19 protein-coding genes and 1 pseudogene are annotated in these 22649 nt (G+C 63.9%); 14 read left to right on the forward strand and 6 right to left on the reverse strand.

The features are described from left to right. Positions 1-104 precede the first annotated feature (104 nt). Positions 105-593 (reverse strand): Dps family protein, encoded by a 489-nt coding sequence (locus QZL63_RS04195; protein WP_290585986.1) that lies wholly within the window; start codon positions 591-593, stop codon positions 105-107. Between the two features lie 439 nt (positions 594-1032). Here QZL63_RS04195 and leuS point away from each other — a divergent pair, with 439 nt between their 5' ends. The 12 genes from leuS to QZL63_RS04255 all read left to right on the forward strand — a co-directional run bounded on the left by leuS (position 1033) and on the right by QZL63_RS04255 (position 14571). Then, positions 1033-3789, forward strand: coding sequence for a leucine--tRNA ligase (gene leuS, locus QZL63_RS04200; RefSeq protein WP_022308077.1), 2757 nt, complete (start codon positions 1033-1035; stop codon positions 3787-3789). 83 nt (positions 3790-3872) lie between these two features. Continuing rightward, the gene (locus QZL63_RS04205) at positions 3873-4757 is read left to right on the forward strand and encodes an alpha/beta hydrolase (RefSeq protein WP_022308078.1); all 885 of its coding nucleotides are present in this window, start codon (positions 3873-3875) and stop codon (positions 4755-4757) included. A 77-nt stretch (positions 4758-4834) separates the two neighbouring features. Continuing rightward, on the forward strand, positions 4835-5920 hold the full coding sequence (prfA, locus tag QZL63_RS04210) for a peptide chain release factor 1 (protein WP_022308079.1): 1086 nt from the start codon (positions 4835-4837) through the stop codon (positions 5918-5920). A gap of 9 nt (positions 5921-5929) precedes the next feature. Continuing rightward, complete coding sequence (locus tag QZL63_RS04215) at positions 5930-6244, forward strand: MGMT family protein (protein WP_022308080.1); 315 nt, start codon at positions 5930-5932, stop codon at positions 6242-6244. A gap of 94 nt (positions 6245-6338) precedes the next feature. Further along, positions 6339-6878, forward strand: a complete 540-nt coding sequence (locus QZL63_RS04220) for an energy transducer TonB (RefSeq protein WP_022308081.1) — start codon at positions 6339-6341, stop codon at positions 6876-6878. Positions 6879-6906: 28 nt separating this feature from the next. Beyond that, a complete protein-coding gene (gene menA / locus QZL63_RS04225; RefSeq protein WP_022308082.1) occupies positions 6907-7812 on the forward strand; it encodes a 1,4-dihydroxy-2-naphthoate octaprenyltransferase in 906 nt (301 codons plus the stop codon). Then, positions 7812-9071, forward strand: a complete 1260-nt coding sequence (gene xseA / locus QZL63_RS04230; protein WP_290586002.1) for an exodeoxyribonuclease VII large subunit — start codon at positions 7812-7814, stop codon at positions 9069-9071. Before menA ends, xseA begins: the two co-directional genes overlap by 1 nt. Further along, positions 9053-9241, forward strand: a complete 189-nt coding sequence (gene xseB, locus QZL63_RS04235) for an exodeoxyribonuclease VII small subunit (RefSeq protein WP_022308084.1) — start codon at positions 9053-9055, stop codon at positions 9239-9241. Before xseA ends, xseB begins: the two co-directional genes overlap by 19 nt. A gap of 1 nt (position 9242) precedes the next feature. After that, entirely contained in the window at positions 9243-10016 is a 774-nt protein-coding gene (locus QZL63_RS04240; protein ID WP_022308085.1) for a class I SAM-dependent methyltransferase, read from the forward strand. Between the two features lie 103 nt (positions 10017-10119). Beyond that, positions 10120-10800 (forward strand): response regulator transcription factor, encoded by a 681-nt coding sequence (locus QZL63_RS04245; RefSeq protein WP_022308086.1) that lies wholly within the window; start codon positions 10120-10122, stop codon positions 10798-10800. Then, positions 10778-12226, forward strand: a complete 1449-nt coding sequence (locus tag QZL63_RS04250) for a sensor histidine kinase (RefSeq protein ID WP_022308087.1) — start codon at positions 10778-10780, stop codon at positions 12224-12226. Before QZL63_RS04245 ends, QZL63_RS04250 begins: the two co-directional genes overlap by 23 nt. Positions 12227-12348: 122 nt before the next feature. Then, positions 12349-14571: an inorganic phosphate transporter gene (locus QZL63_RS04255; protein WP_022308088.1), complete on the forward strand. Its 2223-nt coding sequence runs from the start codon at positions 12349-12351 to the stop codon at positions 14569-14571. Positions 14572-14770: 199 nt separating this feature from the next. Here the strand turns inward: QZL63_RS04255 and QZL63_RS04260 are convergent, their stop codons facing one another. Continuing rightward, positions 14771-15163, reverse strand: a complete 393-nt coding sequence (locus tag QZL63_RS04260) for a DUF2721 domain-containing protein (RefSeq protein ID WP_022308089.1) — start codon at positions 15161-15163, stop codon at positions 14771-14773. 244 nt (positions 15164-15407) lie between these two features. Between QZL63_RS04260 and pflB the strand changes: the two genes are divergently transcribed. Both pflB and pflA read left to right on the forward strand, forming a co-directional pair. Further along, positions 15408-17636, forward strand: a complete 2229-nt coding sequence (gene pflB / locus QZL63_RS04265; RefSeq protein WP_022308090.1) for a formate C-acetyltransferase — start codon at positions 15408-15410, stop codon at positions 17634-17636. A gap of 13 nt (positions 17637-17649) precedes the next feature. After that, a complete protein-coding gene (gene pflA, locus QZL63_RS04270; protein ID WP_022308091.1) occupies positions 17650-18375 on the forward strand; it encodes a pyruvate formate-lyase-activating protein in 726 nt (241 codons plus the stop codon). Between the two features lie 87 nt (positions 18376-18462). Here pflA and QZL63_RS04275 read toward each other — a convergent pair whose 3' ends face one another. From QZL63_RS04275 to QZL63_RS04290, 4 genes and pseudogenes are all read right to left on the reverse strand, one after another. Continuing rightward, positions 18463-19704, reverse strand: coding sequence for an MFS transporter (locus tag QZL63_RS04275; protein WP_022308092.1), 1242 nt, complete (start codon positions 19702-19704; stop codon positions 18463-18465). Between the two features lie 23 nt (positions 19705-19727). Continuing rightward, entirely contained in the window at positions 19728-20558 is an 831-nt protein-coding gene (locus QZL63_RS11750; RefSeq protein ID WP_441293892.1) for a hypothetical protein, read from the reverse strand. A gap of 227 nt (positions 20559-20785) precedes the next feature. Beyond that, positions 20786-22411: pseudogene (locus QZL63_RS04285) on the reverse strand (exo-alpha-sialidase); the annotation flags it as partial. Positions 22412-22428: 17 nt separating this feature from the next. Beyond that, positions 22429-22649 (reverse strand): RagB/SusD family nutrient uptake outer membrane protein (locus QZL63_RS04290; protein ID WP_290585989.1); only part of this gene is annotated, 221 nt, incomplete at its 5' end.

The following is a 22649-nucleotide window of genomic DNA, read 5'->3' on the forward strand; positions in this document are numbered from 1 at the left end:
CGGGAACCGCCCGTCGCCCCAGCCCGCACCGTCTTGACGCAAGCTACGGACAAAAAAAGACCGGGGTCGCAAAACCCCGGTTCCCACCAACCTCTGTCAGGCAATCACTTGGCGCAATCACAATCGGAAGAGGCCACCAGCATCCAAACCAACTTTTCCTGCTCACGGAGGTAGTCACTCATCAGCGCCACGGTTGCCTCGTCGCCGGCCTCCGACGCCTCGGAGAGCAGCTTGCGCTCCTCGCCGATCAGATGGCCGAGGCTCTCGAGTATAAGTTTCACCGCCTCATCGGGGCACGAAACTCCGGAAACCTCCTGCAGCCGCGCCGTCTTAAGGTACTCACTGAAACGGTTCTCGGGCTCGCCGCCCAGCATCAGGATCCGCTCGGCCAGTTCATCGACCTTGGCAGCCGCATTGTCGTAGAGCTCCTCGAACTTGGCATGCAGGACGAAGAAGGCCCGTCCACGAATATTCCAATGCAGTCCGCGCAGGTTGGCGTAGAAGATCTGATAGTCGGCCAAAAGGCTCTTCAGCGAGTTTACAACGCCATTGACGGCCGACGCATTCAGGTGCAGATAATCCATCGTTTTCATAGTAGTAAAATTTAAGTTGTTAATAGTTATTTTTAATACTGTTTTTGTTTTCCATCAGCAAAGGTAATATAACAGAATCGATTTGTCAAATCGTTATTTTTTATATACCAATAGGTTATCCCTATATCCGGGCGGTAGCCTCACGAAAAGCATCTGCCCGCCGAAGTCCGCGCCGCATTTTTCCAAAGCCCTGCCGCCAGAGGGCGCACAAGATGACAAAAAAGGCGCCGCGGCCCCCACCCGCCGCCCGTCCCGGGACCGGCGGCAAACAGCCATGCAGAGCCGTGCAAAAGCCGGGCCGGGAGGCCGGCTGCAGGCACCGGAAGCGGAACAGCATGCAATCCACCCCTTTTATCGGGGAATAAGCCCCCGAAAAACGCAAAATCCGAAAAGTTTTCCTTAATTTTGCGGGAAAATCGACAATAAACCGAAACGAGATATGGAATACAATTTCAAGGAGATCGAATCCAAATGGCAGCAACGCTGGAGAGAGCGGAAGACCTACCGCGTCGAGGTGGACCCCTCGCGCCCCAAATTCTACGTGCTCGACATGTTCCCCTACCCCTCGGGGGCAGGCCTGCATGTCGGCCATCCGCTGGGCTACATCGCCTCGGACATCTACTCGCGCTACAAGCGGCTCAAGGGATTCAATGTCCTCCACCCGATGGGCTACGACGCCTTCGGTCTGCCGGCCGAGCAATATGCCATCCAGACGGGGCAGCACCCCGCCGTGACGACCGAGCGCAACATCGCCCGTTACCGCGAGCAGCTCGACAAGATCGGCTTTTCGTTCGACTGGGACCGCGAGGTGCGCACGTGCGACCCCTCCTATTATAAATGGACACAGTGGGCCTTCCTCGAGATGTTCGCCCACTACTACGACAACCGTCTTCAAAAGGCCCGTCCGATCGAGGAACTGAAGGCCGCCTTCGCCGAGAGGGGCACCGAGGGGCTCGATGCCGCCTCGACGCAGGAGCTGCACTTCACGGCCGAAGAGTGGAACGCATGGGACGAGGCGCGCCGCGAGCAGGTGCTGCAGAACTACCGCCTCGCCTACCGGGCCGACACGATGGTGAACTGGTGTCCGAAACTGGGCACGGTGCTCGCGAACGACGAGGTGCGCGACGGGCTCTCGGTGCGCGGAGGCTACCCCGTGGAGCAGAAGCGCATGAAGCAGTGGCTGCTGCGCGTGACGGCCTATGCGCAGCGGATGCTCGACGGACTCAACAGCCTCGAGTGGAGCGACTCGCTCAAGGAGATCCAGCGCAACTGGATCGGACGCTCGGTCGGTGCCCAGGTCTTCTTCGACATCCAGGGTTCGGAGCGCAAACTGGAGATCTTCACCACACGCCCCGACACGATCTTCGGCGTGACGTTCATGGTCATCGCTCCCGAGCACGAATGGGTCGGCGAGCTCACCACGGCAGAGAACCGCAGTGCCGTCGAGGAGTACATCGCCCAGGCCCGCAAGCGGTCCGAACGCGAGCGCATCGCCGAGACGCGGCGCGTGAGTGGCGTGGCTACAGGCTCCTACGCCATCAACCCCTTCACGGGACGCGCCATTCCGATCTACGTCTCGGACTACGTGCTCGCCGGCTACGGCACGGGGGCCATCATGGCCGTTCCGGCCCACGACTCGCGCGACTACGCCTTCGCCCGCCATTTCGGGCTGGAGATCGTCCCGGTGGTCGAGGGAGGCGACATCGAGAAGGAGTCCTACGACGCCAAGTCCGGGCGGATGATCAACTCGGACTTCCTCAACGGCATGGACGTCAAGGAGGCCATCACCCGGATGTTCGACGAGGTCGAGCGCCGCGGCCTGGGCAAGCGGCTGGTCAATTACCGCCTGCGCGACGCCATCTTCTCGCGCCAGCGCTACTGGGGCGAACCCTTCCCGATCTACTACAAGGGCGACACGGCCTGCCCGCTCTCCGAGGAGCAGCTGCCCCTCGAGCTGCCGCCGATCGAAAACTTCGGACCCACGGCCGAGGGCGAACCGCCCCTGGCCCGTGTCAAGGGTTGGTGCACCCCCGAGGGATATCCCTACGAGCTCTCGACGATGCCCGGATTTGCCGGCTCGTCGGCCTACTACCTGCGCTACATGGATCCCCACAACGACAAGGCGCTCGTCGGCCGTGAGGCGGACGAATACTGGCGCAGCGTCGATCTCTACGTCGGCGGCATCGAGCATGCCACGGGACACCTGATGTACTCGCGTTTCTGGAACATGTTCCTCTACGACCTGGGGTATGTCTGCGAGGCGGAGCCCTTCCGCAAGCTCGTCAATCAGGGCATGATCCAGGGCCGCTCGAACTTTGTCTACCGCGTCGTCGGGACCAACAAGTTCGTCTCGCTCGGCCTCCGCGACCAGTATGAGACGCAGGAGATCCACGTCGATGTGAACATCGTCCGGAACGACATCCTCGACCTGGAGGCCTTCCGCCGCTGGATGCCCGATTTCAAGGATGCCGAGTTCATCCTCGAGGACGGCAAGTATGTCTGCGGCTGGGCCATCGAGAAGATGTCGAAATCGATGTTCAACGTCGTCAATCCCGACTACATCGTCGAGAACTACGGCGCCGACACGCTGCGCATGTACGAGATGTTCCTCGGGCCGCTCGAGCAGTCGAAGCCCTGGGATACGAACGGCATCGACGGCGTACACAAGTTCCTGCGTCGCTTCTGGCGCCTCTTCTTCGACCGCGACGGGCGGCTTGTCGTGACGGACGAGGTTCCCACGGAGAAGGAGCTCCGCACGCTGCACAAGACGATCCGCAAGGTGACCGACGACATCGAGAACTTCTCGTTCAACACCTCCGTGGCGGCCTTTATGATCTGCCTCAACGAACTGGGCGACTGCTCGAAGCGCACCATCCTCGAACCCCTCACGGTGTTGCTGGCCCCCTTCGCGCCACACATCGCCGAGGAGTTGTGGGAGGCGCTCGGCCATACCGGATCGATCTGCGACGCCAGCTACCCCGCATGCGACGAGAAGTACCTCGTGCAGAGCTCGTTCGAATACCCCGTATCGATCAACGGCAAGCTGCGCTTCAAGAAGGAGTACCCGACGGCCATGGCCCCGGCCGAGATCCAGGCCGACGTCGTACAGGCCCCCGAGGCACAGAAATGGCTCGACGGCAAGGCTCCGAAGAAGGTGATCGTCGTCCCGGGCAAGATCATCAACATCGTGATCTGATCCGGCACACCGCCCGTCATGAACCGTTTCCGCCCGATCGGGATCCCTCCCGATCGGGCGGATTCCTGAAATAACGAACCAAGATGAGACACAAGACCCTGCTGGCTGCAGCCCTCTCGCTGCTGACGGCCACGGCCACAGCCCGCGACTACGGGCAGGCCGCCACGGTGCGGATCTGGGACAACCGCACTGCGCCCCATTCCAACGGCATCACGACCCCCGAAACGGAACCCGAAAGGGACCGTATCGCCGATACGTCTCAGGCCGAACTCTACATCTTCCCGGCCGACCCCGCAACAGCCACCGGACAGACCGTCGTGATCTGCCCGGGCGGCGGCTACCGGCTGCTCTGCATGGACTACGAAGGCTACGACGTGGCCAAATGGTTTGCCGCGCACGGGATCACGGCCGCCGTACTCAAGTACCGGATGCCCAACGGCCACCCCGAAGTACCGCTCGAGGATGCCGTGCAGGCGCTCCGCATCCTCTCGGGCGAAGTCCCCGGAGCCGAAGGCTTCACGGCCGAAGAGGTAGGCATCGCAGGTTTCTCGGCCGGAGGGCACCTCGCAGCCATGGCATCGACGATCGGATCATGCCGTCCCGCCTTCTCGATCCTCTTCTACCCGGTCATCACGGCCGAAGAAGGCCGCTGCCACCGCGGATCGTTCGACAACCTGTTGGGCGCAGCACGCAGCCGGACCGACAGCGAGGCCTACTCGTTGCAGCGGCGCGTCACGCCGGCAACGCCGCCGACCCTGCTGCTGCTCTCGGACGACGACCGCACGGTTCCGCCGGTCAATGCCACGGAGTACTACCGCTCACTCAAGGAGCACGGCATCGACGCCTCGATGCACATCTACCCCGAAGGGGGCCACGGATGGGGCATCCGCTCCGACTTCCGCTACCGCGAGGCGTGGCAGCAGGCGGTGCTCGACTGGCTCGGGCGCCTCTCCCGGCAGAACGAATAATCGCACGGCGGGTTTTTCATTCTTCGCGCATTTTCCGTATCTTTGCCCCAAAACAAAAAACGAATCATTCCACTTTTATGGCAGACAACTCCATATTGAACCGCCTCGACGGTCTGAAGCTCAAGTACGAGGAGACCGGGCAGAAGCTCACCGACCCCGAAGTGATCGCCGACGTCAAGCAGTTCGTGCAGCTCACCAAGGAGTACAAGGAACTCGAACCGATCATCGAGACCTCGGAGCGTTACCGCACGGCCCTGGCGAACCTCGCCGAGGCCAAGGACACCTACGCCAACGACAAGGACGAGGAGATGCGCGAGATGGCCCGCGAGATGATCGCCGAACTCGAACCGCAGATCGCCGAACTCGAGGAGCAGATCAAGCTGCTGCTCATCCCGAAGGACCCGCAGGACTCGAAAAATGCCATTGTCGAGATCCGCGGCGGCACGGGCGGCGACGAGGCCGCACTCTTCGCCGGCGACCTGCTGCGCATGTACACCAAGTATATCGAGTCGAAGGGCTGGCGCTACGAGATCACCTCGTCGTCGGAAGGCGCCGCAGGCGGATACAAGGAGGTGGTCATGAAGGTTACGGGCCAGAACGTCTACGGAACGCTCAAGTACGAGTCGGGCGTGCACCGCGTGCAGCGCGTGCCGCAGACCGAGACGCAGGGCCGTGTGCACACCTCGGCCGCATCGGTGGCCGTGCTGCCCGAAGCCGAGGAGTTCGACGTCGAGATCTCGATGAACGACATCCGCAAGGATATCTTCTGCGCCTCGGGCCCCGGCGGACAGTCGGTCAATACGACCTACTCGGCCATCCGCCTGACGCACATCCCGACAGGCATCGTCGTGCAATGCCAGGACCAGAAGTCGCAGCTCAAGAACTTCGACAAGGCCTTCGAGGAGTTGCGCACGCGCGTCTTCAACCTCGAGTACTCGAAATACCTCGACGAGATCGCCTCGAAGCGCAAGACGATGGTCTCGACGGGCGACCGTTCGGCCAAGATACGCACCTACAACTATCCGCAGGGACGCATCACCGACCACCGCATCAACTACACGATCTACAACCTCGCGGCCTTCATGGACGGCGACATCCAGGACTGCATCGACCACCTGATCGTGGCCGAGAACGCCGAGCGCCTGAAGGAGAGCGAACTCTGACGCCGCGCGATGAAGCTCCCCGCCGGATTCGACGCCGAAGTGTGGGCCGCCACGGAGCAGATTCCCGCCGGACGGGTGGCCACCTACGGACAGATCGCCCGGCTGGTCGGGATGCCCGGATACGCCCGCCACGTGGGCCGGGCGCTGGCCCGGGCCCCGCAGGGAGTGCCCTGTCACCGGGTGGTGAACGCCGAGGGGCGCACGGCACCCGGCTGGGAGGAGCAGCGCGCACGGCTCGAGGCCGAAGGGGTGCCGTTCCGCCGCAACGGCCGGGCGGACCTCGCCCGGGCGGCGTGGGAGGTGCTGCGCGAGCCGGCCGGGTAATCCGGCCACAGGGCTGCGGGCGACGCAGGCCCGGCCGCAGGCAATATTCCCGCCGGCGGAACCGTTTGACGGAAAAAACGCAAGCCATCAAGCCATGAAAACGCTTCTTATTCTCTGGACCCTCCTGCTGGCCGCAGTCCTTCCGGCCGCGGCGCAGCAACCGCTCTATATCGTCAATGGCAAGGTCTGCGACGACATCCGCTCGATCCCGCCCGACGACATCGAGCAGGTCGAATCCCTGCCGGCCGACGAGGAGACGATCGCCCGCTACGGTGCCGAAGCCTCGAACGGCGTGATCCTCGTCACGCTCCGCTACGACAGCCCGGCCCGCTTCCCCTCCGACTCGACCTTCGGCAGCTACATCGCCCGACGCGTGGAGTGGGACTCCGACGAGGTCGCCGCGCGCGTCGTGTTGCGCTACCGGATCGCGCCCGACGGTACGCTCTCGGTGGTGCAGGAGCTCCAATCGACCGACAACCGGCTCAAGCGCCGCGTGCTGAAGGCCGTGTCCGAAGCCCCGCGCTGGGAACCCGCCATGAAGAACGGGCAGGCCGTCGAAAGCGAAGGGGTGCTGAGCATCCAACTTCCCGAAGGCAAGCCGCTGCCCCGCCACATGGAGCTGGTCATCCGCTGACAACCGACGAAACTCAACTCCTCACCACATGAAAACAAACTCGCTCTCCGCATGGATACTGGCCGTCCGGCCCTACTCGCTCGGCAACTCCGTGATCCTGGTGCTCATCGCCTCGGCACTGGCCTACACCGACGGGGGATTCCGCCCCGGCACAGCCCTGCTGTGCCTGCTCTTCGCCCTGCTCATGCAGTGCACGGCCAACCTGGTGAACGACCTCTGGGACTTTCTCAAAGGGGCCGACCAGCCCGACCGGCTCGGCCCCGACCGCGCCTTCGCCAAGGGATACATCACCCCGCGCGCCATGAAGACCGGCATCGCGGCCTTCACGCTGGCCGCCGGCGCCACAGGCCTCGGGATCCTCGGGACGGCGCACGACATGCTGCCCTATGGCGGCTGGGAGCTGGTGGCCGTCGGCATCGCCTGCCTCGTTTTCGCCTACTTCTATACGGCCGGGCCCTGGCCGCTGGCCTACCACGGGTTGGGCGACGTAGCCGTGATCCTCTTCTTCGGCGTCATTCCCGTCGGGTTCTCCTATTACGTCCAGACCGGCAACTGGACCCCGGAGGTGACGCTCGTCTCGCTGGCCTGCGGACTGGTAATCGACACCATGCTGATGGTAAACAACTTCCGCGACCGCGAGGAGGACGCGCGGTGCCGCAAGCGCACGGTAGTCGTCGTCTTCGGCGCCGGCGTGGGCCGCTGGGGCTACCTGCTGCTGGGACTCGTGCCCATGGCTCTCTGCCTCGGGCTGCTCGCCACCGGCCGGCTGTGGGCCGCACTGCTGCCCCTTCCCTATGCCGCAGCACACATCGCCACCTGGCGCAAGATGGTCCGCATCGACCACGGTGACGCGCTCAACGTCTGCCTGGGCGAGACCGCCCGCAACATCATGCTCTTCGGCGCACTCATGACCATCGGTATCCTGCTCGGATGATGGACCCGGAGAGACATATCACCTTGCGCGAGCTGCAGCGGCTGGTCAGGCAGACCCTCGACGAACGCTTCGCCCTGCCCCTGTGGGTCAGTGCCGAGATCTCCGAGATCAAGGTAAACTACTCGGGCCACTGCTACCTCGAACTGGTCGAGAAGGGCGGCGACAACGGAGTCCCCACGGCCCAGGCCCGGGCCGTCATCTGGCGCTCGAACTACCCCCGTATCGCCGGCTACTTCGAGGCCGAGACGGGGCAGCGGCTCGAGGCCGGCATCCGGATCCTGGCACGTGTGCTGGTAAATTACCACGAACTCTACGGCTTCTCGCTGCAGATCACCGACATCGACCCATCCTACTCGCTGGGCGACATGGAGCGGCAGCGGCAGATGACCATCGCCCAGCTGCAGCGCGACGGTGTCTGGGAGATGAACCGCGAGCAGCCCATGCCCCCCATCGTACAGCGCGTGGCCGTCGTCTCGAGCGCCAATGCCGCCGGTTACCAGGACTTCTGCAAGGAGCTCGGGAAGAGCCCCTACCGCTTTCACCTCACGTTGTTCGACGCCTTCATGCAGGGGGCAGCAGCCGAGGAGTCGATCATCGGGGCGCTCTGCTCCGTGGCCGAACGCCTCGGGGAGTTCGACGCCGTGGTGCTGATCCGCGGCGGCGGATCGCGCAGCGACCTCAACTGCTTCAACGCCTACCGCCTCTGCGCCCACGTCGCACAGTTCCCGCTGCCTGTCATCACGGGCATCGGGCACGACAAGGACACGAGCGTGGCGGACCTGGTAGCCCACACGGCGCTCAAGACCCCGACGGCCGTGGCCGGCTGGCTCGTGGAGCGCATGGCGGGAGTCGAGGCCGAACTCGACCGGGCCGCACTGCAGCTGCACGACGCCACGACGGCGCTGCTCCACGGCTCGGAAGTGCGGCTCGAACGGCTTGCCGCCGAACTGCGACGGGCCAGCGGCGAACTGCTCACCCGGCGTTCGCTCGGGCTCGAACACCTCGCAAAGCTGCTTCCCGAGACGGTAAGGGGGTTCCTCGACCGCCGGAAGATGCGTCTGGAGAGCGCTGCGGAGCTGATTGCCGGGCGTTCGCCCGAACGGATCCTGCGGCTCGGATTCGCCGTAGTGCGCAGCGCCGGACGGACCGTCGTCTCGGCCGAGGGGCTCCGCGAAGGGGAGGACCTGCAGATCGACGTTGCCGACGGTCGCATCGCGGCAACGGTAAAACATACCGAAACATGGCAAAAAAATCGATGAACTACACCGAGGCGATGGCCGAGATCGAGAAGATCCTCGCCCGCCTGCGCAACGAGGAGATGGACGTGGACAGCCTCGCGGCCGAGGTCAAGCGCGCCACGGAACTGATTGCCTCATGCAGGGAGCGGCTGCACAAGGCCGAAACGGAGGTTGCCAAGATCCTGGAGTGACATGAAACGCCTCATCCGCTTCTGCCTGAACCACATCCCGCGGCCGGTGCTGCAACGCATCGCCGGATGGGCCGTACCCGTCGTCGGACTCCTCTACAGGGGGCGCGGCGTCGAGTGCCCGGTCTGCGGGTCACACTACCGCCGCTTCCTCCCCTACGGCTACGTCTCGTCGCGTCCCAACGCACTCTGTCCCCACTGCCTCTCGCTCGAACGGCACCGCCTGCTGTGGCTCTACCTCACACGCGAAACCGACCTGTTGGAGCGCTTCCCCCGCACGCTGCACATCGCTCCCGAGGTCTGCATCATGCGCCACCTGAAGCCCCACTTCGCCGCACATCCGGGACAGTACCTCACGGCCGATCTCGAGAGCCCGCTGGCCGACCTGCACTTCGACGTGCAGCAGATCCCGCTGGCCGACGATTCGGTGGAGGTCATCCTCTGCAACCATCTGCTCGAACACGTCGCCGACGACCGGAAGGCGCTCCGGGAACTCCAGCGGATCCTGCGCCCCGGCGGCTGGGGCATCCTCCTCTCGCCCGTGGAGAAGGATTACGAGAAGACCTACGAGGACGACTCGATCACCGACCCCGACGAGCGCACGCGCATCTTCGGACAGTATGACCACCGGCGCATCTACGGTGCGGACTACACCGACCGCCTGCGTGAAGCGGGATTCGATGCCGTGGAGATCGACTACGCCGCGGCGCTCACCGACGACGAACGCCGCCGCTTCTCCCTGCCCGAAGACCCTATCTACGTGGTCTACAAACACTGAGCACGAAGGAACGCATATTACATTTCGATGAAATGTCGCCGCCCGGCAGTGTAACATCCGTGAATGTTCCGTAATTTTGACGCGGCATCAAACATTTGGAGCTATGGCAAAACACAAAATCCTGATCGTCGATGACGAAGAGTCGCTCTGCGAGATCCTGCAGTTCAACCTCGAGGTCGAGGGCTACGAGGCGGATGTCGCCTACAGCGCCGAACAGGCGCTCGAGATGCACCCCGAGCGCTACTCGCTGATCCTGCTCGACGTCATGATGGGCGAGATGAGCGGCTTCAAGATGGCCCGAATCCTCAAGTCCAACCCCGAAACGGCGCGGGTTCCCGTCATCTTCTGCACGGCCCGCGATACGGAGGACGATACGGTTGCCGGCCTCAACCTCGGTGCCGACGACTACATTGCCAAACCCTTCTCCATCCGCGAGGTGCTGGCCCGCGTCCGCAGCGTGCTGCGCCGCACGGCCTCGCCCCAGACCGAATCGGAAGTCATCGGCTACGAGGGCCTCGAAATGGACCTGCGCCGCAAGAGCTGCACGGTGGACGGCGAGGAGGTGTCGCTCACCAAAAAGGAGTTCGAGATCCTCTCGCTGATGCTCTCCCACCGCGGGGTGATCTTCTCCCGAGAAGAGATCCTCCACCGCGTCTGGAGCGACGAAGTGGTTGTCCTCGACCGTACGATCGACGTCAATATCACGCGTCTGCGCCGCAAGATCGGGCGCTACGGCGAGCATATCGTAACCCGCCTGGGCTATGGCTACGGCTTTGAGGCGTAGGTTCTCCTACCACAAACGGCTCTTCCTGCTGCTGCTCACCTTCTCGTGGGCGCTGGTAGCCTGTTTCGTGCTCTTCCAGTACGGACGCGAGAAGCATTTCAAGGCCGAGCGGCTCGACGCCCAGCTGCAGCTCTTCAACCTCAAACTGCTCGATGCCCTCGACGAAGGGATCTCCCCTGCGGAGTTCGCGGCCCGACACCGCGGTCCGTTCGGCGACCTGCGCGTCACGCTCATCGCTCCCGACGGACAGGTCGTCTTCGACAACTCGCTCGACACGCTGCCCACGGCCAACCACCTTGACCGTCCCGAGGTGGTACAGGCATTGAAAACCGGTACGGGATTCACCATCCGCCGCCACTCGGCCAGCACACAGCGCAACTATTTCTACTCGGCCATGGTCGGCGACCGCTGGATCGCCCGTACCGCCGTGCCCTACTCCCTGCCGCTGACCGACGTACTGGCTGCCGACCGGGAGTTTCTCTGGTTCATGCTAGGTGTCACGCTGCTGATGAGCATCGCCGGCTACTTCGCCACACGTCGCATCGGGCAGAACATCTCGCGGCTGAACGACTTCGCCCACCGTGCCGAACGCGGCGAACGGATCGACAACGCCCCGACCTTCCCCCACGACGAGCTGGGCGAAATTTCACAACACATCATCCGCCTCTACGCCGACCTGCAGCGCACGGCCGCCGACCGGGACCGCGAACACGAACTGGCCCTGCACGAGGAACAGGAGAAGATCCGCATCAAGAAACAGCTGACGAACAACATCAACCACGAACTGAAAACCCCCGTGGCCGCCATCCAGGGTTACCTGGAAACCCTGCTGGCCAACCCGGGAATCGACGCCGCCATGCGGCGCTCGTTCCTGGAGAAGAGCGCCGCGCAGGTCGAGCGGCTCCGCCGCCTGCTGGCCGACGTCTCGACCATCACGCGGATGGACGAAGCCAGTCAGCTGATCCACAAGGAGCCGGTCGTGCTGAACGATCTGATCAACGAAGTGGCCGCCGACATGGAGCTGCGCCCAGCCGAGCAGCGACTGCGCGTGAACGTTGATTTCCCCAAACGGGTCGAGATTGTCGGAAGCCCCTCGCTCCTCGGCTCGATCTTCCGCAACCTGGCCGACAACGCGGCCGCCTACTCCGGAGGCCGCGACCTGTTCATCCGCCTGCTCGACGACACGCCCGACGAGTGCACGATCCTGGTGGCCGACAACGGCATCGGAGTCGAGCAGGAGCACCTGCCCCACCTCTTCGAGCGGTTCTACCGCGTGGACAAGGGGCGCTCGCGCAAACTCGGCGGCACGGGGCTCGGTCTCTCGATCGTCCGCAACGCCGTCGCATTCCACGGCGGCACAATCTCGGTCCGCAACCGCGACAAGGGCGGGCTCGAATTCGTCTTCACGCTGCGCAAGCACAACTGATTCTCCGGAAAATAGCGAAAGCCAGCTGGTTGGCAGGGAAGTTTCACCACCCCGAAACACATCTGTAACCGTTTTGTAACATCCGTTTCAGACCTTTGTGCCGAACAACACAAAGGTATCCTATGTCACCTCTATTCATCGCAATTGTCATCGTGCTGGCCCTGCTGGCCGTGCTGGGCATCGTCGTCGGCGTGGCCAACGACGCCATCAACTTCCTCAATTCGGCCATCGGGTCGAAGGTTGCGCCCCGGCGCGTCATCCTCTGGATCGCCGCAGCCGGCATCCTCGTCGGCACGCTCACCTCGAGCGGCATGATGGAGGTCGCCCGCAACGGGGTCTTCTACCCCGGGCAGTTCTCCTTCCCGGAGATCATGATGCTCTTTCTGGGCATGATGCTCGGCAACGTCCTGCTGCTCGACCTCTACAACACGCTCGGACTCCCCACCTCGACCACCGTGTCGATGGTCTTCGGCCTGCTGGGTGCCGCCGTCGCCGCCGCACTCTTCCGCATCGGCGCCGACCCTGCCTTCTCGCTCCAGGACCTCTCGCAGTTCATCAATACGGGCAAAGCCATGGTCATCATCGCCGCGATCCTCGTATCCGTGGCGCTGGCCTTCGCCGCCGGACTCCTCTTCATGTACGTCTCGCGCCTGATCTTCTCGTTCCGCTACCATCCGGCCTTCCGCCGCTGGGGCGCCCTGTGGTGCGGCATCTCACTCTCGGGCATCCTCTACTTCGCCCTCTTCAAGGGGCTCAAGAGCTCGGGATTGATCCCGACCCACATCACCGAATACGTCGGCGAGCACGTCCTGCTCACGCTCTTCGCCTTCTGGGTCGTCGCCGCCGCCGTGCTCTGGATCTTCCAGCGCATGCGGCTGAACATCATGCGGATCACGATCCTCTCGGGTACGTTCGCCCTGGCCCTGGCCTTCGCCGGCAACGACCTGGTGAACTTCATCGGCGTGCCCCTGGCCGGCTACGATGCCTGGCAGATCGCCCGCGAGGCCGGCAGCGAATCGATCATGATGGGCGACCTGGCCAACCCGGCCCGGGCCAACTTCCCGATCCTGCTCGCCTCGGGCATCATCATGGTGCTGACGCTCATCTTCTCGAAAAAGTCGAAACACGTCGCCGAGACCGAACTCTCGCTCGCCTCGCAGCACGAGGAGGAGGAGCGCTTCGGCTCGACCTTCCTCTCGCGCAGCCTCGTGCGCGCCACGCTGATGCTCAACAACCTCTGGACGGGGCTGATCCCCGCACGCGTGCAGCAGGCCATCGACCGGCGCTTCGAGCCGCTGCCGGCCGAGGAGCGCTCGACGGCACAGTACGACATGATCCGCGCCGTGGTGAACCTCACGGCCGCCTCGGTGCTGATCGCCATCGGAACCTCCTATAAACTCCCGCTCTCGACCACCTACGTGGTCTTCATGGTGGCTATGGGTTCGTCGCTGGCCGACCGCTCGTGGGGGCGTGAAAGCGCCGTATACCGCATCACGGGCGTGATGGCCGTCATCTCGGGATGGTTCATCACGGCACTGGGCGGATTCCTCATCGCCCTGGCCACCACGGCCCTGCTGCTCTGGGGCGGATGGATTGCCGTGGCAGCACTCACGGCCCTCTGCGCCTGGCTGCTGATCCGCAGCCACCGCAAGACACCCGAACTCAAGGAGGCCGAGGCGAAACTCCAGCCGGTCGATACGGCCGAAACCCCCGAGGAGGTGATGCGCGCCTGCATCGGTGAGGTCTGCACCACGATGCAGGAGGTCACGCGGATCTACAACCGTACACTGGTAGCCGTCTTCAAGGAGAACCGCAAGGTACTCAAGGAGATGGTGCAGGAGTCGAACCGCATCTACAACGAGGCGCGCGAACGCAAGTACGGCATCATGCCGACCCTGCGCCGCCTGCAGCGCTGCGACATCGACACCGGACACTTCTACGTGCAGGTGACCGACTACATCTCGGAGGTCACCAAGGCGCTCATCCACATCACCCGCCCGTCGTTCGACCACATCGACAACAACCACGAAGGGCTCTCGAAGGAGCAGATCGTCGATCTGATGCACGTGAACGACGAGGTGGAGGCCATCTTCGACAAGATCAACGACATGCTGGCCTCGAACGACTTCTCGGACCTCGACCTGGTACTCGAGATGCGCGACCGCCTCTTCGACACGATCGTCGGCGCCATCAAGAACCAGCTGCGCCGCATCAACAGCGACCCGTCGGGCAGCACGCGCGCCAGCGTCCTCTACCTTACGATCCTCAACGAGACGAAGACTATGGTGCTCCAGGCCCGCAACCTGCTCAAATCGCAGCACTACTTCCTCGAACAGAAAAAGTGAGGCCGCACGGCATGCGTCACCGAAACGTAACGGGGCTGTCATTCCGCTGGAACGACAGCCCCGTATCTTTGCAGCGTGGAAACAGAGGAGTGTTCCACGACAGTTGGTTTTAGGTTACATAAGTAGGTTAGTGGGAGATGCCGCGACGTGAGGTCGCCGCATCTTCGTTTTTTTCAGATGCAGGCAGCCATGCGGCCCGCTACCGCTCCATGTCGCGCAGGTGGATCTCCAGCGCACGCACCGAGATCCGGATCTCGTGAATCGAGACCCCGAGCGACCCGATCAGCAGCAACAGCGCCGCTCCGAAGACATAGGCCGAAAGGCGATCCAACCCCACATAGATCAGAAACATCGTCACGACACACAGGAAGAGGCTCGACACCCCGAGCGTCTGCATCGTGCGCGTCAGGTGCAACCGCCGGCGCAGGTTGTCGATCTGGGCCCGTGTCACCTGCGAGGGGTGCTGCAGGTGCTGCTCCTTGAGCGTGCGCACCAGCTGTGCGTAGGAGAGAAAGCGGTTGGTGTAGGCCAACAGGATGAGCGAGACGGCCGAGAAGAGCAGGGCCGGGGTCGTGAGGGTCAATTCTTCCATCGTTTCGTGTGTTTCGTCGGAACAAAAGTACGAAATATTTTCCGCTCCGCCGGCGGGTTGCCGAACCGCATGCGCCACACCCCGCCGGAACAGGGACCCGGAGCCTCCACAGGTACCGAATTGTAGGTATTTCAGCACGTTTTCGGAAAAACAGACGGCGGGGATGCCGTTTTTATAAAAAATTTGAATTATCTTTGTGCGCCGAAATACGCCAAATTCAATCTCAAAAAGAACAATATCTTCTATGGAACTGAACAAAACCTTCATCGACGGGCTTTGGAGCAAAGAGATCAACGTGACGAGCTTCGTGCAGACGAACATCACCCCCTATCTGGGCGACGCCTCCTTCCTGCAGGGCCCGACCGAACGTACCCGACACATCTGGAACCTCTGCCTCAAGGCCCTCGAGGAGGAGCGTCAGCGGAACGGCATCCGTTCGCTGGACAACAAGACCGTATCGACGATCACCTCGCACAAGGCCGGATACATCGACCGTGAGCAGGAGCTCATCGTGGGCCTGCAGACCGACGAACTGCTCAAGCGCGCCATCAAGCCCTTCGGCGGCATCAACGTCGTGTCGCGCGCCTGCAAGGAGAACGGCACGGACATCGACGAAAAGGTCCGTGACATCTTCACCCACTACCGCAAGACGCACAACGACGGCGTGTTCGACGTCTACACCGAGGAGATCCGCTCGTTCCGCTCGCTGGGCTTCCTGACGGGTCTGCCCGACAACTACGCCCGCGGCCGCATCATCGGCGACTACCGCCGTCTGGCCCTCTACGGCACGGACCGCCTGATCGAGGCCAAGCAGCAGGACCTGCGCAACCTCACCGGCCCGATGACCGAGGCCCGCATCCGCCTGCGCGAGGAGGTGGCCGAGCAAATCAAGGCCCTGAAGGACATCCGCACGATGGGCGAATACTACGGTCTGGACCTGAGCCGCCCGGCACACTCGGCCCAGGAGGCCGTACAGTGGGTCTACATGGCCTACCTGGCGGCCGTCAAGGAGCAGGACGGCGCCGCCATGTCGCTCGGCAACGTCTCGTCGTTCCTCGACATCTTCATCGAATATGACCTGGCGCACGGCCTGATCGACGAAACGTTCGCACAGGAGCTCATCGACCAGTTCGTCATCAAGCTCCGCATGGTACGCCACCTGCGCATGCAGTCCTACAACGACATCTTCGCCGGCGATCCGACGTGGGTCACGGAGGCCATCGGCGGACGCTTCAACGACGGCCGCACGAAGGTGACGAAAACCTCGTTCCGCTTCCTGCAGACGCTCTACAACCTCGGTCCTTCGCCCGAGCCCAACATGACGGTGCTCTGGAGCCCCGACCTGCCGCAGGGCTTCAAGGAGTTCTGCGCCAAGGTTTCGGCCGACACCAGCTCGATCCAGTATGAGAACGACGACCTGATGCGTGAGGTCCGCCACTCGGACGACTACGGCATCGCCTGCTGCGTCTCGTACCAGGACATCGGCCGCCAGATCCAGTTCTTCGGCGCCCGCTGCAACCTGGCCAAGGCGCTGCTGCTGGCCATCAACGAAGGCCGCTGCGAGAACACCGGCACACTGATGGTCAAGGGAATCCCCGCGCTGTCGGAGGGCCCGCTGCGCTTCGAGGAGGTGATGCAGAACTACAAGAAGGTGCTGCACGAGATCGCCCGCGTCTACAACGAGGCGATGAACATCATCCACTACATGCACGACAAGTACTACTACGAAAAGGCCCAGATGGCGTTCGTCGATACCGACCCGCGCATCAACCTCGCCTACGGCGTAGCCGGACTGTCGATCGCACTCGACTCGCTGTCGGCCATCAAGTATGCCAAGGTGACGCCCCGCCGCAACGCCGAGGGGCTGACCGAGAGCTTCGACATCGAGGGTGAATTCCCCTGCTTCGGCAACAACGACGACCGCGTCGATCACCTCGGCGTCGATCTGGTCTACTACTTCAGCGAGGAGCTCAAGAAGCTGCCCGTCTACAAGAACGCCCGCCCGACGCTGTCGCTGCTGACAATCACCTCGAACGTCATGTACGGCAAGAAGACCGGCGCCACGCCCGACGGACGCGCCAAGGGCGTGGCCTTCGCCCCGGGTGCCAACCCGATGCACGGCCGCGACAAGAGCGGCGCCATCGCCTCGCTCGCTTCGGTGGCCAAGCTCCGCTACCGCGACTCGCAGGACGGCATCTCGAACACCTTCTCGATCGTTCCGAAGTCGCTGGGCCCCACGGCCGAGGACCGCGTGGAGAACCTGGTGACGATGCTCGACGGCTACTTCACCAAGGGGGCACACCACCTGAACGTCAATGTGCTCAACCGCGAGATGCTCGAAGACGCCATGGAGCACCCCGAGAAGTATCCGCAGCTGACGATCCGCGTGTCGGGCTACGCCGTGAACTTCACCAAGCTGAGCCGCGAACACCAGCTCGAGGTCATCAGCCGCAGTTTCCACGAGCGCATGTAAATCGGCGGACGGCATGATTCGCGTACACTCCTACGAATCCATGGGAACTTTCGACGGGCCGGGACTCCGGCTCGTCGTTTTCCTGCAGGGCTGCAACTTCCGCTGTCTCTACTGCGCCAACCCCGATACGATCGCGGCCTGCGGCGGCAAGCCGACCGAGGCCGCGAAGATTCTCCGCATGGCCGTCGATCAGAAACCCTTCTTCGGGCGCCGCGGAGGCATCACCTTCTCGGGTGGCGAACCGACCTTCCAGGCCGCAGGACTCGTCCCGCTGGTCCGCTCGCTCAAGGAGGCCGGCATCCATGTCTGCCTCGACTCGAACGGCGGGGTATGGAACCCGGCCGTCGAGGAGCTGCTGGGGCTGGTCGATCTGGTGCTGCTCGACGTCAAGCAGGCCTCGCCGGAGCGCCACCGCGCCCTCACCGGCCGCGACAATACGCAGACGCTGCGCACGGCAGCCTGGCTCGAGGAGCACGCAAAGCCCTTCTGGCTGCGCTACGTGCTGGTTCCGGGTTACAGCGACGCCGAAGAGGACATCCGCGCGCTGGGCGAACGGCTGGGCGGCTACCGAATGATCGAGCGGGTCGAGCTGCTGCCCTACCACACGCTCGGGGTACACAAATACGAGGCGATGGGACTCGAATACCGGTTGTGCGACGTCAGGGAGAACACGCCCGAACAGCTCGACCGGGCCGCCTCGCTGCTCCGCGAATACTTCGCCAGCGTCATCATCAACTGACGGCCCTGCATCGCGGAACGCACCCCGGAACATGAAAAAAGGCCCTGCCGTCGTTCGGCAGGGCCTTTTCCGTTGCCCGGCAGCGGATCACTCCATGTTGTCGGTCGTCGGCCGGAGCACGCTGAGCTGGACAAACAGCGCCACGGCAATCACGCCGCCCAGCAGGGCGAATCCCAGCCCGAGGTTGCCTCCGTCGGCCCAGCGGCCCAGCACCTCGGTGCAGGCCGCACCGGCGAAGACGCCCGTCATGTTCATGATTCCATAGGCCGTCGCACGCAGGCGTACCGGGACGAACTGGCACAGGATCGGCATGTTGTTCGTGTCGAACATGCCGAAGCCGACGCCGAAACAGAGCCCCGCACCCACGGCTGCATACATGCCGTGCCCGAGGCCCAGCAGCACCAAAGCCGGGACCATCAGTCCCAGGCCGATGGCACTCGTGTAGATACGCCCGCGGAGGTTGCGCTTGACCCACCGGTCGGAGAGCGGGCCGCCGATCATTACGCCGAGGAACGACGAGAAGGCAATCGTAAAGGTAGATATCGGTCCGGCCGCGGACATCGGCACCCCGAGGCTGTCGGCGAAGAGCGTCGGCAGCCAGTTCTTGGTGGCCCATCCGGGCAGCGACGACGAAGCGAAGTAAAAGAGCACAACCCAGAAGGCGATGTTCGAGAGCAGCAGCCCAAAGCTGCGCCACACCGAGAGGTCCGCCTTGGGGCGTGCGGTCTCGGCCTCCGACTGCCGGGTCCCGCGGTTCTCATGCAGGAAGAAGATCAGCACGACGGCATAGGCGATGCCGATGATGCCGAACCAGTGGAAGGTCTCCTGCCAGGAAAACATCGAGGCGACCGTAGCCCCGAATCCGCCCACGGCCTGTCCGACATAGAGTCCGGTCATGTGGACGCCGATGGCGAAACTCCGGGCCTTGCCCGTGTGGTAGTCGGCGATCAGCGAAAGGCTGGCCGGAATGTAGAGCGCCTCGCTGATGCCCATCAGGGCCCGCAGCCAGTAGATCTGCCCGAACGAGGTCGAATAGCCCATCAGCAGCGTCACGGCCGACCAGACGCCGAGCGATCCGACGATGAGCCACTTGCGGCTGATCCGGTCGGCGACGGCCCCGGCAACGGGACTCACCAGTCCGTAGATCCAGAGGAAGATGGCCATCAGCCGGCCGAAATTGACGGCCTCCTCCAGTTCGGCGATATCGACCTGCATCGACTCGCGCATCGTCGAGAGCATCTGCCGGTCCATGTAGTTCAGCAGCGCCACGACCCACAGCAGCGCCACGACGATCCAGGGATAGTATTTCTGCAGTTTTGTGTTTTTCATGATTCACGCATTCGGTTATCGGTTCAAAGGTCGATCCGCCACACCTGCGGCGTGCGGATTCCGGGACGGGTCTCTCCGCCCAGCATCACGGCGCCCCCGCCGACTGCGGCAAGCGCCGCCCCGGCACGGGCCGCACGGCCCGAAACACCCGCCTTGCTCCACGTCGCGGAAACCGGGTCGAAGAGCCAGAGTGCAGAGCGGAAACGGTAGGCCGCAGGCGGCTGCGAAAGATAGGCCCGCTGCCGGGCGGGATCCAGGGCGAGCGCCCCGGAGAAGACCCCGCGATCGACACCGCCCGCAACCAGCAGGCGTCCGTCGGCGAGGACCGCACCGGCAGCACCGGTCATCGTCCCTCCGTCGGGAAGTCCGGCAATCCGCTCCCAGCGGCCCGTCGCCGGATCGCAGCAGTAGCCGTAATCGGCCACGCGCCGCCCGACGGGATCGAAGCCGCCCCAGACATAGAGCCTGCCCGCCGAGGCAAAGGCCACGGGCTGGACAAACGGCTCGGGAAGCGGCGGCAGCCGNNAACCGGCCCGGGAACCGCCGGCAGCCGCCTCCAGACACGCTCGCCGGAGCGTACGTCGCAGGCCAGCACCTCGCACGAGGGCTTCCCGTCGGCCAGTCCGCCGGCCAGGTAGAGCACCCCGCCGTCGGAGGCCGCGGCCCCCTGCTCGACGGCAAAGGGCAGATCCGGAAGCTGGCGCACAACCACCTTGCCGCCCCGCGGACGAAGCGACAGCACACGCCGCAACGGGCCCGAAGCATTGGCCCCGCCGGCGATGACCAGCTCCCCGGGGAGCTGCCATGCCATGCCGTAGGCCATCGGTTCGGGAAGCCGCCCGGCCTCGCGCCATGCCGGTTTCCCCTCCTTCAGGCCGCGCAGCATCCAGATGCCGTCGTAGAAGCACTTCGCTCCGCCCTCGGCAGCAGGCGTCCCGGCGAAGTTGGCGCCTCCGGCAGCAATCAGCACCCCGGAGACCTCCCCGGCACAGAGGGCCGATACCCCCTGCGCGAAGCCGGCATCGGCCGGCCCGATCTCGGGAAGCGCCCCGAAGGCGATGTCGGGAGCCGTCCCTCCGCGCACGATATCGCGCAGCTTGACGGCCTGAAACAGCAATTGTGCCGTACTGGCCTCATAGAGTATGCCCACGGTTTCGGAATCGATCATCGAGAGACACGAGTAGCCCCAGTTCTCCTCCTCGTCGAGCAGGAGCGCATGTTCGGCTGACCAGGTATCCCCTCCGTCGAGGCTTGCCTTGATGGTCAGGTGGTTGCGACCCTTCGTCGTGTCGGGATTCGAAAAGAGCAACAGGTCGCGGCCCAATACGTTCTCCGAAGCGGGGACATGCAGCAGCGAAGCCATGCAGACCGGCTCGCGCAGAGCCCCCGACGAGGGATGTTCGACCCACGTGCGCCCCATGTCACGCGTCGTGCAGACGGCACGCCCCGTCCGGCGGTTGTCCCTCATGTTGAGCATCAGCACGCCCGGAGCGGCCTCGGCAACCTGCGACTCGGTCGTATTGGTCCGCGCATGACCGTGGGTATGCCACGTCGCGCCGTGGTCGAGGCTGTACATCACACCGGCGTTGGGCACCCGCGTCGAGTCGATATACTGGATCGGAAAGACGAGCGTCCCGTCGCGCATCGTGATGCCGCGACCCGGACCCTGCAGCGTAAAGTTCCAGTGGGGCTGCTTGATCTGCCGCGTCAGGTTCCGCGGTTCGGACCACGTCCGGCCGTCATCGCGGCTGCTGGCGAGCATCAGCTGGGCCGTCTCGATCGGTTCGTAACCGTCCCCCACGGCCGTCCAGGCCCTGTCGTTGCCCAGTCCGTGGGTCCATGCCGCCACGACGAAGACCTCACCCGTGCGGTCATCGACCAGTATCGAGGGATCGCCGATGCCGTTCTGCGCCTCGGGAAGACCGCCCCAACACCCCATGTCCATGATAATCCGCATCGGCTCCCACGTACGGCCTCCGTCCGTGCTGCGGCTCAGACCGATGTCAATATTTTCCTGCAGGTCGAGGCTTGTGCGGTGGCGCACGTCATAGACCCCCAGCAGCGTGCCTGCCGGGGTGGTGACCAGCCCCGGGATGCGGTAGGCATAGATGCCGTCATCGCCGTGCTGGCGGACAGCCACACCCCACCGGTGGGTTGTGTCGCCCGACGAGGAGAGCTCGACGCGCCGGCCATCGACCAAGATCCCGGTGATCTCGAGCGTAAAGGGCCGCGAAAGCTCCTCTACCCGCTCGATGTCGCTCTCGACACTCACATAGAAATAGTTGCGGCCCTTGACCAGCTGCTGTCCCGAGCGGAGCGCAAGGCTTCCGTCGGCACCCGGGGCGGCCGCCGACTGCTCGACGGCATAGTCCGGATCGGCATAGAGCCGCTGTCCTCCGCCCAGCCGCCGGAACTCGTCCCGCATGGCATAGGAGGTCGAGCGCGAGAGCAGGGCCGACATGGTGCCCGTGTAGAGAAGCCGCACGGTGCGCACCTCCGCCGCCGGCACGCCGCCCAGGCGCACCTCGACCGCATCGAGCCGGGCCGGGACCAGGCCGTCGTGCTCGATGCAGCATTCGGCCACGACGTTGTGCGTGCGGCCCAGGACCACCGGGACACAGGCATTGTAGACCTCCGCACGCTTCACGTGAGCCCCTGCCGACAGGATACCGAGGCACCCCGCCAGCAGCAGCGTCACGCTTCGGATATGCTTGAACCCAACTTTCATTCCGTCACATATCCTTCATTCTGTTTCACCTTGCTGTCCTTCGACAGTACGCCCGCATCGATCGGCCAGACGAGTTTGAGCTCGTTGCCGCCGACCAGCTCCAGGGCATATTTGCCGCCGAGCATGCGGCGGACGTCGTACCAGCGCTTGCCCTCGGCCACGAACTCGGCATCCCGCTCGGCGAGGATCGCCTCCTCGGCAGCGTCGTGCGTCGTGT

Origin of the sequence: Alistipes sp. CAG:268, from assembly GCA_000434235.1 — a bacterium.
Classification (GTDB): domain Bacteria; phylum Bacteroidota; class Bacteroidia; order Bacteroidales; family Rikenellaceae; genus Alistipes; species Alistipes avistercoris.

Excerpts from the sequence above, each read along its gene's own strand:
- QZL63_RS04195 (WP_290585986.1), bottom strand. The coding sequence starts at position 593 with ATGAAAACGATGGATTATCTGCACCTGAATGCGTCGGCCGTCAATGGC.
- leuS (WP_022308077.1), top strand. The coding sequence starts at position 1,033 with ATGGAATACAATTTCAAGGAGATCGAATCCAAATGGCAGCAACGCTGG.
- QZL63_RS04205 (WP_022308078.1), top strand. The coding sequence starts at position 3,873 with ATGAGACACAAGACCCTGCTGGCTGCAGCCCTCTCGCTGCTGACGGCC.
- prfA (WP_022308079.1), top strand. The coding sequence starts at position 4,835 with ATGGCAGACAACTCCATATTGAACCGCCTCGACGGTCTGAAGCTCAAG.
- QZL63_RS04215 (WP_022308080.1), top strand. The coding sequence starts at position 5,930 with ATGAAGCTCCCCGCCGGATTCGACGCCGAAGTGTGGGCCGCCACGGAG.
- QZL63_RS04220 (WP_022308081.1), top strand. The coding sequence starts at position 6,339 with ATGAAAACGCTTCTTATTCTCTGGACCCTCCTGCTGGCCGCAGTCCTT.
- menA (WP_022308082.1), top strand. The coding sequence starts at position 6,907 with ATGAAAACAAACTCGCTCTCCGCATGGATACTGGCCGTCCGGCCCTAC.
- xseA (WP_290586002.1), top strand. The coding sequence starts at position 7,812 with ATGGACCCGGAGAGACATATCACCTTGCGCGAGCTGCAGCGGCTGGTC.
- xseB (WP_022308084.1), top strand. The coding sequence starts at position 9,053 with ATGGCAAAAAAATCGATGAACTACACCGAGGCGATGGCCGAGATCGAG.
- QZL63_RS04240 (WP_022308085.1), top strand. The coding sequence starts at position 9,243 with ATGAAACGCCTCATCCGCTTCTGCCTGAACCACATCCCGCGGCCGGTG.
- QZL63_RS04245 (WP_022308086.1), top strand. The coding sequence starts at position 10,120 with ATGGCAAAACACAAAATCCTGATCGTCGATGACGAAGAGTCGCTCTGC.
- QZL63_RS04250 (WP_022308087.1), top strand. The coding sequence starts at position 10,778 with ATGGCTACGGCTTTGAGGCGTAGGTTCTCCTACCACAAACGGCTCTTC.
- QZL63_RS04255 (WP_022308088.1), top strand. The coding sequence starts at position 12,349 with ATGTCACCTCTATTCATCGCAATTGTCATCGTGCTGGCCCTGCTGGCC.
- QZL63_RS04260 (WP_022308089.1), bottom strand. The coding sequence starts at position 15,163 with ATGGAAGAATTGACCCTCACGACCCCGGCCCTGCTCTTCTCGGCCGTC.
- pflB (WP_022308090.1), top strand. The coding sequence starts at position 15,408 with ATGGAACTGAACAAAACCTTCATCGACGGGCTTTGGAGCAAAGAGATC.
- pflA (WP_022308091.1), top strand. The coding sequence starts at position 17,650 with ATGATTCGCGTACACTCCTACGAATCCATGGGAACTTTCGACGGGCCG.
- QZL63_RS04275 (WP_022308092.1), bottom strand. The coding sequence starts at position 19,704 with ATGAAAAACACAAAACTGCAGAAATACTATCCCTGGATCGTCGTGGCG.